We start from the raw sequence: 14,656 nt of genomic DNA, 5'->3' as shown, positions 1-14,656 counted from the left end.
CACATACGTAAGTCCAAATATGTGTCACAAGAAGATTATTTATAACTTAAAGATCACGGTTGTGTTTATAAATAACACATCTTACCATCATATACATATTTAACCTGTTTGGATAAGAATTTGTAAAGGTTTACCACTGCTCAACAGTGTCAAGTACCTTCAAGCCAGGGAATTAATTCCCTGTCTAATAGCTCAAGTCGGTTGAAACCGACTATTTTGGCGGTATTTATTCGAGAAATAGGATAATTTTTAATTTCGATGTCATCAGAGACTTGAGCCAGGGAATTAATTCCCTGTCTAATAGCTCAAGTCGTTTAAAACCGACTATTTTGGCGGTACTTATTCGATAAATAGGATAATTTCTGATTTCGATGTTATCACAGTGCGTTTCAACGCACTTTAGCTATTAGACCGGAACTTCAGTTCCGGGCGGGTATGAAAGCTTAGTTACCAAGTGAAAAGGAAAAAAATATGTTAAACAACTCTTTTCTCCGTCAAACCGCGACAACTATTGTTTTTATTGATGCCTCCGTTTCCGACTATCAGACCCTACAAACAGGAATTATCGAGGGCGTAAAATCAGTTATTATTTCCCCAAATCAAGACGGGATTGAGCAAATTAGCCAAATTTTACAACAACATCCCCACATCACCACCATTCATATCCTTTCCCACGGTGCGCCGGGATGCTTGTATTTAGGCAATAGTCAATTAAACTTAACCAATATTCACAATTACACCCAACAGTTACAACACTGGCAACGTCAGAATATTTTACTCTATGGCTGTAACGTCGCTGCCGGGGACGCTGGGGAAGAGTTTATTAGAAAGTTACATGAGATTACCAACGCAACCATTAGCGCGTCAGCCACAAAAACGGGAAATGCAGCTTTAGGGGGAAATTGGGAGTTAGAGGTTAATATTCCTGAAAAGAAGGGGAAATCTCCGGTGTTTGGTGCAGACACTTTAGCTCGTTATCAGGGTATATTTGCATCCCCATTTGCGACGATTTTAACGGCGGTTTATGGGCAATTAACTGCCTTTGCTGGGTTAGAAAGTTTTTGGCAGCGTTTCGATGAGGCTTTTGGTAGTCAATATAATCGCGTCTTGGCTGAGTCGTTTCTTTCTCAATGGCAGATGGGTGATTTTAGCCAATTTCCCACGATTGAGGTGGTAAGTAGCGATGTTTTGGGCAGTGCCAATGGAGCTTACGCAATTAGCACGAATAAAATTTATTTATCAGGCCAGTTTGTGACAACGGCGAGTCAGCAGTCTTTATTAGCGGTGATATTAGAAGAATATGGGCATTTTGTGGATGCTCACATCAATACTTCGGATAGTGCTGGTGATGAGGGGGAATTATTTTCGGCTTTGGTGCGCGGGGTGAATTTAACTGCGTCTGATTTGGCTCGTATTCAAGCGGAAAATGATTATGCGGTGATTTCTATTGATGGGCAATCTATCACGGTTGAACAAGCGGCAACTCTGGTGGGTAAATGGGACAGATTAACGATAGCAAATGCGATCGCAATTGTGGGCAACTATGCTTATGTAGTGGGGGACAACTTAGAAGTCATTGACATTAGCAACCTATCTAGCCCTGTTTTTGTTGGAACTTATGAATTTACTGTAACTCAGGATAGTGCTGGGTATTACGCCAAGGATGTACAGATTGTAGGAAACTATGCTTATGTTGCTGCTTCAGGTTTTGGATTACAAATTCTGGACATCAGCAATCCCACAAATCCTACCCTTACAGGAACTTACAATACATCTGGTTCAGCTTCTGCGGTACAAGTTATAGGCAACTATGCTTACATTGCCGATGGACAATCAGGACTACAAATCATTGATATTACCAATCCTTCTAATCCTACTCTCAAAGGAACTTACAATACTTCTGGTTCGGCTTCTGCGGTACAAGTTATAGGCAACCATGCTTACGTTGCCGATGAACAATCAGGACTACAAATTATTGACATCAGCAATCCCACTGCTCCCACCCTTAAAGGCAGTTACGATACTCCTGACCTTGCTTGGGGTTTACAGGTAGCTGGTAATTATGCCTATGTCGGTGATTGGAGATCGGGACTACAAATCATTGATATCAGTAATCCTGCTCTCCCCCTTCTCAAAGCAACATACAAGCCTGATGACTTTTTTTGGGTAAAAAATATAAATGTGAGTGGTAATTATGCTTATACTAGAGGACAGGTTATCGATATCAGCAATCCTCTTAATCCAATCAAAAAAGGTGATTACGCATCTAGCTGGCCTGATGGCATAGACGTTTCTGGCAATAATCTTTATAATGCAGGCTCTGGGACTGGCTTGAATATTTTTGATATTAGTAATCCTGATTTTCCAGTCAAAAAAGGATTTTACGATACCTCAAGTGGGGAATCTGTAACGGTATGGGTATCGAATAATTATGCTTATGTTGGCAAAAATTCTTCGGGAGTACAAATTTTTGACATCAGTAATCCTTCTAGCCCAGCACTAAAAAGTCACTATGGCTCCTACAACTCTACTCCCAATGTAAGTTTTAGTGCAAAAGACGTAGAGGTAGTTGGTAGTTATGCTTATATTGCTAGTTGGGATCAGGGGCTAAAAATTCTTGATATTAGCAATCCCAATAATCCCATCTCCAAAGCAACGCTTGCTATTCCAGGTCAATATTACGGCACTACAGCTTTACGGGTAATCGGTAATTACGCTTATGTGACTAACATTAACTCAGGACTATCAATCATTGACATTACCAATCCTACGGCTCCTACTATCAAAGGAAATTATGCTGGTGAGGGTTATGATGTACAAATCATTGGTAACTATGCCTATATTGCTAATGGTTACTCAGGATTACAAATAGTTAATATTAGCAACCCAACGACTCCAACCCTCATCAGCAATTTTTTGGGTAGTGGTAGTTATCGTCAGAGAGGAATAGAAGTTGTCGGAAACTATGCCTATGTCGCTAGTGAAACCCAGGGACTTTTAATTATTGATATTAGCAACCCATCGGCTCCGACCCTTAAAGGAACTTACAATACACCTGGGGATGCGACCCGTGTATCTGTAGTGGGCAATTATGCTTATGTTGCTGATGGTATGTATGGGCTACAAATCATTAACATTAGTAATCCGACTAATCCGACTTTAGCAGGAAATTATGATACCTCTGGCTCTGTAGCTGATGTGAGGGTGATAGGAGATTACGCCTATGTTGCTGACGGAGATGGGGGGCTAAAAATTATTGATGTGAGTACGTTTACTAATCCTTCCATTAATCAAGCCCCAACTGACCTTACCCTATCCAATAGCGCGATCACTGAGAACTTGGCAGTAGGAACAGCGATCGGCAGTTTTACCAGCACCGACCCAGATACAGGAAACACCTTTACCTATAGCTTAGTTACAGGAACAGGTGCAACTGATAATAGTTTATTTTCCATTACCAATAATCAACTCACAACCAATACTGTATTTGACTACGAAACCCAAAATAGTTACAACATTCGAGTTAGAACCACAGACCAGGGTGGGTTATTCTTTGAAAGACAATTAACCATTGGAGTAACTGACCTTAACGATAACGAAAGCTTCACCACCACAGCCCAACAGGATATCATAGATGCTGACTATGGAGACGACACCATCACCAGCACTTTTGCCAATTTACAACAAAACGACACCATCAAAGGTGGTAATGGCACAGATACTTTAATTATCACCGGCGGAACAGTTAATGATATTATCTCCATAGATACCAGTAACACCACCAATCAATTAGATATTCCTGGGACAACAGTATTCGGATTTGAACGCTTTGATTTAACTAGCTTTACAGGTACAGTCAGCTTTGATGGTACTACTGGTAATGATTGGGTTAAAGGTGGTACAGGAAACGATGATTTAAGTGGTGGAGATGGTAATGACTACTTGAACGGGGGAACAGGTACAGACTTTTTAATCGGTGGTAAAGGAAATGATACCTTTGTCGTAGACAATATTGGCGATATCATTGCTGAAGGTTTAAATAGTGGAATAGATACCGTTGAATCTTCTATCACTTGGACATTAAAAACCAACTTAGAAAACCTCACCTTAACCGGAACAACCGCTATTAACGGTACAGGTAACACCCTCAATAATATCATTACAGGTAACGCAGCCGATAACGTTCTCACAGGTGGTACGGGTGCTGATACTTTAATTGGTGGCGCTGGTAATGATTCCTACTATGTGGATAATACAGCAGATAGCATTACAGAAAATCTGAATCAAGGAACTGATACCGTTTTCAGCAGTGTAACTTACACCCTCACCACCAACGTAGAAAACCTGACTTTACAAGGAACAACAGCGATTAACGGTACAGGTAATGACCTCAATAACAGCATTACAGGTAATACAGCAGCTAACGTTCTCACTGGTGGTTTAGGAAATGATACCCTCACTGGTAATGCAGGTGCAGATACTCTAATTGGTGGCTTCGGTAATGATAGCCTGTATTTAGGTTTAAACGATAATGCTGTGGATAACGTTAATTACGTTCTTGGTGATGCTACAGATACAGTTTATCAATTTGTGCGCGGTGTTGGTGGTGATAAATTGAACTTTACAGGTATTGCCAATTTTGATGTAATTACATCAGGTACTTCTACATTAGTGCGAGTTGGGGATGGTATTGGTGGTAATACTGGTTTTGGTACTGGTCAGTTATTAGTGACCTTATCAGGGACATCTGGATTTACCAGCGCCAATGCGAACTTAAACCTCTTTGGTGGTAATTTCTTGTTCAATTAAAACGAACTTTAGCTAGAAGACAGGGAATAAATTCTCTGTCTTCCTGATTTATATTAAACACGGTTGAGACATGGACTTTTACAAAATTACGAAAAACCTAGATTTGTAGGGGTAAAGCAAGAGCTTCATTGGTGTCAACTTAACGCAAAATCTTCATCCCGCAAGAAACTCAAGTTCCTTGCTAATAGCGAAAGTCATCTAAAAGATGACTAAATACTAGGAAAATTCATTAGTCCGTTTTAACGGACTTGAGCTATGAGACAGGGAATTTATTCCCTGACGGGTGTGGAAGCCAAACAAATAAGCCGTGTTAAGTATACATCATCATCCCATGATGTTTCGCTAAAAAACGCAAAAACGCCAACGGGAAAAAAGAGATTTATGGTATTGACAAACAATTTTAAAAATGTTATCATAAAGTCGATAAGGAAGAACTATCTTATTGTTAATTAAGAATAGAATGACAATATCCCCGACTTCTTTGAGAAGTCGGGGATATTTTGATCTTTTTATGTTTCAAAGCACTCGTAATACGCTGGGAATACTGTCTATTGATTCCATTGCTTGAATTTCTGTTAAGGCTTGTCTAAAGTCCCCTTCCCGGACATTGTGGGTAACAACGACAATCTCGGCTAGTTCTCCCTGAAAGCCAGTTTGGACAACTGACTCTAAACTCACGCCATAATTACCAAAACAAGTTCCCAATCTCCCAATGACTCCCGCTTGGTCTTTGCTGAGGAAACGGGCATAAAACCGGGTTATTAACTCGGTAATGGGGGTAATTTGCGAGTAATGTTGATGTCTACAAGCGAGGAGAGAATTTGGTTTCGTGGTATTGGTTTTGAGGGTAGCAACAAGATTTAAGATATCTGATGATACTGCACTAGCGGTAGCCCCAGCCCCAGCCCCAGGACCGAATAACATCACTTGTCCTATCGGTTCTCCCTCGATCAGAATAGCGTTATAAACACCGTTAATACTAGCTAAAGGGTGGCTGTGGGGAACTAGGGTAGGATGAACTCTCACGGAAAGTTGGGAGTTATCTTCATCTAAATGTTGAGCTATTCCTAGTAATTTAATTACGAATCCTAATTTAGCAGCATAGGCAATATCTGTTTTTGTAACTTGACGAATTCCTTCACAATGGACATCTTCCCGATTGATTCGCCCGTCAAATCCTAAAGATGCCAAAATAGCAATTTTATCTCCAGCATCTAAACCATCCACATCCGCTGTCGGGTCAGCTTCAGCATAACCCAATTTTTGAGCATCTGCTAAGACATGATCAAATTCACTACCTTCTGTTTGCATCCTGGTGAGGATATAGTTGGTTGTGCCATTGACAATGCCCATGATAGCGCTAATGCGATTAACGCTTAAAGATTGTTTCAGGGGTTGAATTACAGGAATACCGCCACCAACGGCAGCTTCTAGCAGCACATAGACACCCGCTTGATTAGCAGCGGTGAATATTTCGCCACCAAATCGAGAAATCACGGCTTTATTGGCAGTAACTACGTGCTTACCATTTTTAATAGCTGTCAAGATGAGTGTGCGTGCGGGTTCTAATCCCCCCATCAGTTCTACAACTATATCTACGGCTGGATCATTAACAATTGCTTCTAAATCCGTAGTTATCACCTCTGGAGATAATTCTACAGCACGGGGTTTCGTGAGCGATCGCACACCCACCCGATATATTTCAATTTCCTGTAACAGCGGATGACGACCTACTTTGTCTTGCAACAATTGAACTGTCCCCGTTCCGACTGTACCTAATCCAAGTATTCCTAATTTAACAGCCACAGATTTTGCACCCACATGAAATTTACATAAAACAATTGTAGGCAGAGCCATAAGCCCTACCTACTAATTATCTGCTTTTAATTGTCTAATAACCAATGACCAATAACAAATGACCACTGACCAATAACAAATTAGTATGTTTCTACGTGCCAGCGGTGGGCTTTCTTGAGGTTTTTTTGGTAATCACTCCAAACTACACCTTCTTTGGCCGCAGCAGCACTTAAAGCTGCATCAATACCATCTTCCATACCGCGCAAACCGCAGATGTAAGTGTGGGTTTTTTCGTTTTTAATCAACTGCCACAATTCATCAGCGTGTTCCGCAACTCGGTCTTGGATATACATTCTGCCACCTGCGGGATTATTTTGTTCCCGGCTGATAGCATAGGTAAGACGGAAGTTTTTGGGATATTTCTCTTGCATTGCTTCCAATTCTTCTTTATAAAGAATATTGGGAGATGTTGGCACACCAAACAGCAACCAAGAAAATCCTTTAAATTGATATTCTGGGTTAGCTTTTCTTTCTGCATCCTTAAACATCCGCCACAGGTAAGTCCGCATTGGTGCAATCCCTGTACCTGTTGCTAACATGATTACATTAGCTTCAGGATCTTCAGGTAATAACATTTCTTTACCAACAGGACCTGTGATTTTAACATCATCACCTGGTTTGATTTTAGTCAGATAGGTAGAACAAACACCATAAACTGTTTCACCTGTTTCTGGATGCTTGTACTCTAACTGACGAACACATAGGGATATTGTTTTATCATCGAGATTATCGCCGTGACGAGTAGAAGCAATGGAGTACAGTCTGAGTTTTTCAGGCTTACCATTTTTATCTACGCCAGGAGGAATAATCCCGATACTTTGACCTTCTAAATACCGCAAGTTGCCGGCAGATAGGTCAAACTTGAGATGTTGAACAATCCCAATTCCGCCCTCTTTAACTAAGGTTTCATTAGAAATACACTTACCAATAAACGGAGCATTAGGACGATAAATGTTCACAGGAACATCAGCATGAGCATCTTTTTTAGCTTTTGCTTGAGTCATGGTCTGGCCTTTTTTCTCCTTAGCTGGTGATTTAGCAAAGCCTTTAGCTTCACTAGCATTACTTACAGGTGTGGCTTTACCATGTTCCTCTTCATTAGCATTTACCTCAGCTTTAACTTCTGTGCTAACGGGAATGTCAGCAGTTGCTAATTCAACTATTTCGTTGACTGGCTGTGAATCTCTGCTAACTGTAATCTCAGCAGCTACCAATTCAACTTTGCCGTTGACTTGCTCTAAAGCTGTAACAGGTTGGATACTAACAATTTTACCGCCCAGGCGAGTGATCCGTCGCATTTCTTGATTCATGCGGTTGTAAGGTACTCTGATGAATACACTGCCACTTTTACGAATGGGGTAGTTGGTCTGATCAGTTTCTTCAGTCTGACGCAAACCCATCACTTCGTAAACGAAGACGCGGCTACCTGATTCTATATTGGCAGCACCCTCAACAGCACCTTGATTGTACATTCCTTATACCACTCCGATATTTACTTAACCGTTTATCAAAAAAAATCATTCCCATCCTTCTGCGAGCTTTAGTTTACCGGATTTTCGGATCACAAAACTAGCCATCTGGGAAAACAACATCATTCATCATGATGCCTTGCTCTGTCCACTCGCCCAAGACCAGTAGGTATGGCAAAAAACACACCTGTTCACCTTCTAAATTAGAGGATAAGTCTTTGCGAGAATGTTAATAGTGAATCACTTTAATCTTTTTTTCCGAAAATACATAGTTTGAGACTTGTCAAAACAGGATTTTATAGTATATTGGCACTACAAAAATCCTGGGTATGAGGACAAGCCTTTCCATTCAGAAAATATCCCTAAAGAGTATATTATAACCTTGTTTGGTTACTGAAATAAAACCACTTGTCCCATTCTAGCATGACAGTGCGCTAACCTATTTTTTTCCTTCTTTCTTCTGACTGGTCACTGAGCGAAGTCGAAGTCCTAACTCCTATTTTCTCTCAAATCTAAAAAAAATGTATCATCTGTGGCAGAATGTTAAACAGATAATTGCTAGAGAACTAAATTCTTTCTGAGCATAAGTCTTGTGAGAGTACACCCCTTCTGTTAAAATTTAGGGCAACACTAAGATTAAATACTTACCAGCTATAAAATTAGGCTAATTAGGACGAGTAACTGCTATAGGCGGATAAGTTATTTGTTTAAATCTGTCATCGTTATGCTGGATAGCCAGAACGTGGGACGATACTTTTGGGGTAAGCTCCTAGATTCAAAATCTGCTGTGAGAAAAATTATTGATTGACACATTTAGTATTTAGAGGGAATTTATGACTAAGCCGGAACGCGTGGTACTAATTGGAGTAGCCGGAGACTCTGGGTGCGGTAAATCTACGTTTTTGCGTCGGTTGATTGATTTATTTGGCGAAGAATTTATGACAGTTATCTGTTTAGATGACTATCATAGCCTAGATCGTAAACAACGTAAAGAAACAGGCATAACTGCACTTGATCCCAGAGCAAATAACTTTGACTTGATGTATGAGCAAATTAAAGCTCTCAAAGAAGGTCAAAAAATACATAAGCCGATTTATAACCACGAGACAGGTATGATTGATCCACCAGAATGGATTGAGCCAAATCATATTATCGTCGTAGAAGGGCTACATCCCTTGTATGACGAACGGGTAAGAGCGCTTCTAGACTTCAGCGTTTACTTTGATATCAGTGATGAAGTCAAAATTGCTTGGAAAATCCAACGGGATATGGCTGAAAGAGGCCACCGCTATGAAGATGTTCTCGCACAAATCAATTCTCGTAAACCTGATTTTGAAAAATTCATCGAACCGCAAAGAGAATTTGCTGACGTGGTTCTGCAAGTATTACCCACAAACTTAATTAAAAACGATACAGAACGTAAAGTTTTGCGGGTACGGATGTTACAACGGGAAGATAAAGAAGGCTTTGAACCCAGCTACCTGTTTGACGAAGGTTCAACAATTCAGTGGACTCCTTGCGGACGCAAACTGACCTGTTCTTACCCCGGTATGCAACTTTACTACGGTTCTGATGTTTACTATGGTCGTTACGTCTCAGTTTTGGAAGTAGACGGTCAATTTGATAACCTCGATGAAATAATTTACATCGAAACTCATTTGAGCAAAACATCCACTAAATATCAAGGTGAGATGACTCACTTGTTATTACAACACCGTGAATATCCAGGTTCTAATAATGGTACTGGTTTATTCCAAGTATTGACAGGGTTGAAAATGCGTGATGCTTATGAACGATTGACAGCTAAAGAAGCAAAACTAGCGGTTCAAGTCTAAAACAGCAGTTTGTGTCAAAAATTAGTGGAGGGAACAGTTGAATGTGTTCCCTCTTTTTTATTTCTGATTAAATTTACATTTAACAGTAATTTTGATATTACTGCTAGTTTCTCCTGTGACAATATAAGGGATTCCTGTCATTCCTCCGACATTAACCCCAAATTCTAATGTAACTTCAGAAACTTCGGCTAAAGCTAAATCTTTGAAGGATTGAATAATATGTTTTGAATAGGATTGAATAGTTTTTTGGAGTTTGTCTCCCTGTTCTTTAATATTCAGTTTTTCATTCAGTTTTTCTAAGCCAAAACTGCGGTCTGCTTGTTCAGGGGTGGGAATTATAAAATCTAGGTTCTCGTTTTTTGGAGGTTGGGGAATAGATACAGCAATATTTTCTGATGCTTCAATATAAATAATTGTTCCGTCTTCTAGTTGAATCGGCGTTAGTTGTGACATAAAGGTAAATTATCTTTTAATTAAGTTAGTATTTATATTATCATCTAGCGGTTCTCGGTTTATCTCGTTACCGGTTTCTGACTGGGAATGAATTCTAGAAGGCTCTGTCTTCAATGAGATTAGAGGCAGAGCCTCATCAACTGCATTCCTAGTCAGAGACTAGGAACGAGATAAATACTCCGCAAAAGAAGAGAAGAGGAAACTAAGCAAGTTATAATTCATTCATTATTGCCTTATGAACCAACCCATAACGCAGTGAAACCCAACAAAATCAATGATTGTCCCTAATGTGGAATAAATTGGATAAGTTTCTGGTAGACTACTTAACCAAAACCTCTTTAAATTGACCATTTTCAATCTTATACATACAATATGAACTATTAATATTAGATTGATACAAATAGTCTTTTTCCTTTGACCAATTTAATCCATAGCCAGAGGTTTTTTCAACAGGGAGTGTCAGAGTTTTCAAATTCTTGAGAATTTCTGATCTTGTCGGTTCATTCGATGATTTATTAATAGCTCCAATGAATGCTTGGGTTGCATCATATCCAGTCATGGTACGCCAATAAATATTTTTTTGTTGCCATCTTTTTATTGCACCTTTCATATATAAAGATGTTTTGTTTACACAAGGTGTGGACAAACTTGCACCCTCAACAGCATCACCTCCTATATCTAAAGTTGGCTCTTCAAAAACAGACATAGGGAATATTATGTTCAGTTTTTTTGTTTTTTCCTGACTCGCTCTTGCAAAAGCTCTTAATACTGAACTTGTTTTTACACCAGGTATTAAAAAAACTGTTTTTATTTGGTTTGAGATGATATTATCAATTTCTGCATCAATATCTGTTAGACTTGTTTGTTCCCGATCAAAAACAGAAGTATTATTAATATCAACTTTTCCTCCTAAATCATCAAAAGCTTTTATAAAATCTTCTTGCAAACTTTGACTATAAACACTTTTCTGATCGTAAAAAATTGCTATACTATCTGAATGTAAAGTATTTTTGATATACTTTGCATAAAGTTTGGCTGCTTCTGTTGTAGTTTGGATAACTCGAAAAAATACATTGTCCTTCAATTTGCTGCTAGAACTTGTAGGAGATACTATTGCTAATCCTTTTCGTCTGTAAATGGGTATTGCTACCTCACTACTCTCACTTGCATGATGTCCAATAATTCCTAAAATATCTGACTCATTAACTAACTTTTCTGCTACTTTTTTTGATATTTCTGTTTGATTACCATCATTCGCAATAACTATCTCTAGCAATCTGCCATTTTTTCCTCCACTTTTATTAAATTCATCTTGAGCATCAGCTACACCCATAAAAATTTCTTTGGACGTATATCCGTAAAAATCAATTCCAGTTACAACTGCCAGTTTTAAAGGGTTTCTTTTTCCTGTTGACCTAGCTTTAGTATTATTCAAATATATTTGGGGAATTGGGTCATTACGATTAGCCTCTGTAGCTAAATAAAAAAATTTCTCTGCCTTTTGATAATATCCTTTTTTAAAATATTCGCTTCCCTTATCCAGATGAAAATTTATATCATCGATAAATATTTTAGATTGTTCACCACTAGTTTTAATATTTCTAACACATTTATCACTCCCTTCTATTCTTTCTCCAATAGGACAAAAAGCATATTTATACTGATACCACCTAAATGCAACGATAAGTCCAACTACCACCCCTGTAGCAACACTTGCGAAAACCACAAATATATTCTTAATATTTCTTTTGTATTCTAATTTTTGAGAATCATCTAAATACCGTTTATCTAAAGAGCTTAATCTTTTATCTTTTGCCCAAACTGTAGCTTCTTTTAACACCTTACCTTTTAACAGGTGCTTATGTGAATAATCTGATTTTACCCAATCATTCAAAGACTCAGAATAGGGACGTAAAGCAGCTAATTGATTATCAATCCATTGTTGATTAAAAACCTCTTTATAAATGGGATTATAAACTTGTAAATGATTATTTCTTTTTACCACCAAACCCGACAACTGTAACTTTCCTTCCTCTCCAGTATTCTGACTAACCACTTCTCCCTGTTGATACATCTTTTGATAAATATCTAATAATTCACCTACCATTTGTTCATCAATTAAAATCCGTCTTTCAATGGTGCGTAAATGTTCCGGTTCATCTTTTGCTTGCCAATTTTCAATAATGTTAGTTCTGATTAAATTTTCTAACCATTCTGCATACTCCCCACTTTCTAAGGGGGTTTGGGAGGGATCATTTAAAACTAAATTACATATTTTTTGAGTTAAAAAAGGTTGTCCTCCAGTCCAATTTAAAATTAATTCTAATAACTTTTCCGGTTGATTTGTTTTAACACTTAATCCCTTTGCTAATGCTTGAGATTCTGCAAAAGTAAAACCTGTTAATTCTACGCCATAACCAATATTAAAAGGAGTCCGCGTTTTATCTTGAATTAAATCGCTGGGAGTAGCTACTCCTAATAACACAAAACTCAGACGATTATATTCAACATTATCAACTCGACGATTATAAAAAGAGCGAACCAAAGCGAAAAAATCATCTATATTAAACTGTAAACTGATGATACTATCAATTTCATCTATAAAAATAACGATATTTGAATCAACATATTTTAAAAGAATATCTCGCAGAAAATTACCAAAGAAATTTACCGCAGACAAAGATTCTTGATCATATTTATCCCACCAACTGTCTATATCACATTTTTCATTTAATTCAAAGGTATTAATTAATTCATTAATAATTCCTGAATACCATTGTAAAGGGGTAATATTAGCTGAACCAAATTCAGTTAAATCAATAGCAGCACAAGCAAATCCATCTACTTCTTTAAGTCGTTTCATTGTTTGAACTCTTAAAGAAGATTTACCCATTTGTCGAGAATTTAACACATAACAAAATTCTCGCTTTTTTATAGCCTGATATAGTTCATTATCGGCTTTTCTGGTAACATAAGTAGGAGCAGAAGCTGGGAGCGAACCACCTACTTGATATTCATAATTAACTGAGTTTAAATTTTCCATTTCACTTGTTGAATACTAATAAATTAGCGTAGCTCCTATGCTATAGCGGTTCTCGGTTGAGTGAGATATAAGAACCCCACCCCCAACCCCCTCCCCGCAAGCGAGGAGGGGGCTTATGATGTATCTCATTCAAGTGCATATCGTTATATTATAATCTTCAGTAATTGGACAAAAATATTGACAGTCATTGCGAGGGAAGGCAAGCAGTCACAATCCTTGGAATTGCTTCATTTCACTTCGTTCCATATGGCTAACGCAACGCTTACGCAATGACATTGTGTAATTAATTCTGTCTCACTACTTATTATTGAAGAATTTCGGTAACAATATCTTCTGGAGGTATTCCTGCTTGAATTAAAGCATTTGTTAATCCTTGCTCAAAATTATCATCTTCAATAACAATTTTATCATTTAGTAATCTAGCATGGAATAAAATAGTATCAGTCCAAGTTTGTTTTTCCCAACCTGTCATAATAATCAAAAATTGTCCTGATTCTTGATCACAAACTGAACTAAGTTTAAGTTTTTGTAATCGAGGTTGAATAGCAGATTCTTTTCTTAAAACTTGGGTTAAAATCTGAGTATACTTTAGTGATTTATCCATTGTAAAATTACCTCATTTTCAGGATCAAAAACAATTAGATTAATTTTATTACGTTTAATAACCAATTGAAAAATAGGTTTTTGAAAGTGTTTTGAATAAATAGCTTGACTAATTCCTAAAAAAAGTTTTCGTTCTGGTTCTTGTTCTTCTAAAGCCCATTGATAAAGTTGAAGTTGTCCTATGGTTTTTTCTAGTTCACTGATTACAGAAGGAGCATCAAAATCTTTAATTTCGATGGCAATTTTTTGGTCTTCTTTATCAGCACTGAAAAATTTTTCTGCCCCTAGATCGGCTTTGAGTAATGTTTTTTTTAGTGCTAAAATTAAGGGATCATCGGTAATTTGCCAACCATCCTTTTCTAAGGTATGACGTAATGATAAGTGTAAATTATCTCTCCTAGACATTTTTTTGTTAACTGTTGGTTATTTAGATTCCATATCTACTTTCATAGCACTTTGATAAGTAAGATAATACGGCTCTTGCGTCTCTTTTATGGTGATTGAGGATCGATGATAACAAAACCCTTACGGGACAAGAGTTATAAACAATTATTTCGATATTTTCAATGAAATGCCTACACAATAGC

Annotated in this window: 8 protein-coding genes; 2 read left to right on the top strand and 6 right to left on the bottom strand. The window is 37.9% G+C overall.

Annotated elements, in window-relative coordinates; genetic code table 11:
* Positions 1–471 precede the first annotated feature (471 nt).
* A complete protein-coding gene (locus ANA_RS23565; protein ID WP_015080199.1) occupies positions 472–4,809 on the top strand; it encodes a DUF4347 domain-containing protein in 4,338 nt (1,445 codons plus the stop codon).
* A gap of 516 nt (positions 4,810–5,325) precedes the next feature.
* Here the strand turns inward: ANA_RS23565 and ANA_RS11300 are convergent.
* Together ANA_RS11300 and petH are read right to left on the bottom strand one after the other, a co-directional pair.
* Positions 5,326–6,615 carry a homoserine dehydrogenase gene (locus ANA_RS11300; protein ID WP_041458383.1) on the bottom strand — a complete coding sequence of 430 codons (1,290 nt, stop codon included), beginning with the start codon at positions 6,613–6,615 and terminating at the stop codon, positions 5,326–5,328.
* Positions 6,616–6,746: 131 nt separating this feature from the next.
* Complete coding sequence (gene petH, locus ANA_RS11295; RefSeq protein ID WP_015080197.1) at positions 6,747–8,138, bottom strand: ferredoxin--NADP reductase; 1,392 nt, start codon at positions 8,136–8,138, stop codon at positions 6,747–6,749.
* A gap of 830 nt (positions 8,139–8,968) precedes the next feature.
* Between petH and ANA_RS11290 the strand changes: the two genes are divergently transcribed.
* Positions 8,969–9,970 (top strand): phosphoribulokinase, encoded by a 1,002-nt coding sequence (locus ANA_RS11290; protein WP_015080196.1) that lies wholly within the window; start codon positions 8,969–8,971, stop codon positions 9,968–9,970.
* A 57-nt stretch (positions 9,971–10,027) separates the two neighbouring features.
* Here the strand turns inward: ANA_RS11290 and ANA_RS11285 are convergent, their stop codons facing one another.
* From ANA_RS11285 to ANA_RS11270, 4 genes are all read right to left on the bottom strand, one after another.
* Positions 10,028–10,423: a CU044_2847 family protein gene (locus tag ANA_RS11285; protein WP_015080195.1), complete on the bottom strand. Its 396-nt coding sequence runs from the start codon at positions 10,421–10,423 to the stop codon at positions 10,028–10,030.
* Positions 10,424–10,742: 319 nt separating this feature from the next.
* Complete coding sequence (locus ANA_RS24555; RefSeq protein ID WP_015080194.1) at positions 10,743–13,466, bottom strand: AAA-like domain-containing protein; 2,724 nt, start codon at positions 13,464–13,466, stop codon at positions 10,743–10,745.
* A gap of 304 nt (positions 13,467–13,770) precedes the next feature.
* Positions 13,771–14,070: an element excision factor XisI family protein gene (locus ANA_RS11275; RefSeq protein WP_015080193.1), complete on the bottom strand. Its 300-nt coding sequence runs from the start codon at positions 14,068–14,070 to the stop codon at positions 13,771–13,773.
* Positions 14,055–14,474 (bottom strand): XisH family protein, encoded by a 420-nt coding sequence (locus ANA_RS11270; protein ID WP_015080192.1) that lies wholly within the window; start codon positions 14,472–14,474, stop codon positions 14,055–14,057. Before ANA_RS11270 ends, ANA_RS11275 begins: the two co-directional genes overlap by 16 nt.
* Positions 14,475–14,656 lie beyond the last annotated feature (182 nt).

The sequence above is a fragment of the Anabaena sp. 90 genome (assembly GCF_000312705.1).
Taxonomy (GTDB): domain Bacteria; phylum Cyanobacteriota; class Cyanobacteriia; order Cyanobacteriales; family Nostocaceae; genus Dolichospermum; species Dolichospermum lemmermannii.
The sequence above is the reverse complement of the archived record's forward strand: the minus strand, read 5'-3'. Positions and strand labels throughout refer to the sequence as shown.

What these genes read in the sequence shown, in the direction of transcription:
- ANA_RS23565 (WP_015080199.1), top strand. Translation starts at nt 472, where the DNA reads ATGTTAAACAACTCTTTTCTCCGTCAAACCGCGACAACTATTGTTTTT.
- petH (WP_015080197.1), bottom strand. Translation starts at nt 8,138, where the DNA reads ATGTACAATCAAGGTGCTGTTGAGGGTGCTGCCAATATAGAATCAGGT.
- ANA_RS11290 (WP_015080196.1), top strand. Translation starts at nt 8,969, where the DNA reads ATGACTAAGCCGGAACGCGTGGTACTAATTGGAGTAGCCGGAGACTCT.
- ANA_RS11285 (WP_015080195.1), bottom strand. Translation starts at nt 10,423, where the DNA reads ATGTCACAACTAACGCCGATTCAACTAGAAGACGGAACAATTATTTAT.
- ANA_RS24555 (WP_015080194.1), bottom strand. Translation starts at nt 13,466, where the DNA reads ATGGAAAATTTAAACTCAGTTAATTATGAATATCAAGTAGGTGGTTCG.
- ANA_RS11275 (WP_015080193.1), bottom strand. Translation starts at nt 14,070, where the DNA reads ATGGATAAATCACTAAAGTATACTCAGATTTTAACCCAAGTTTTAAGA.
- ANA_RS11270 (WP_015080192.1), bottom strand. Translation starts at nt 14,474, where the DNA reads ATGTCTAGGAGAGATAATTTACACTTATCATTACGTCATACCTTAGAA.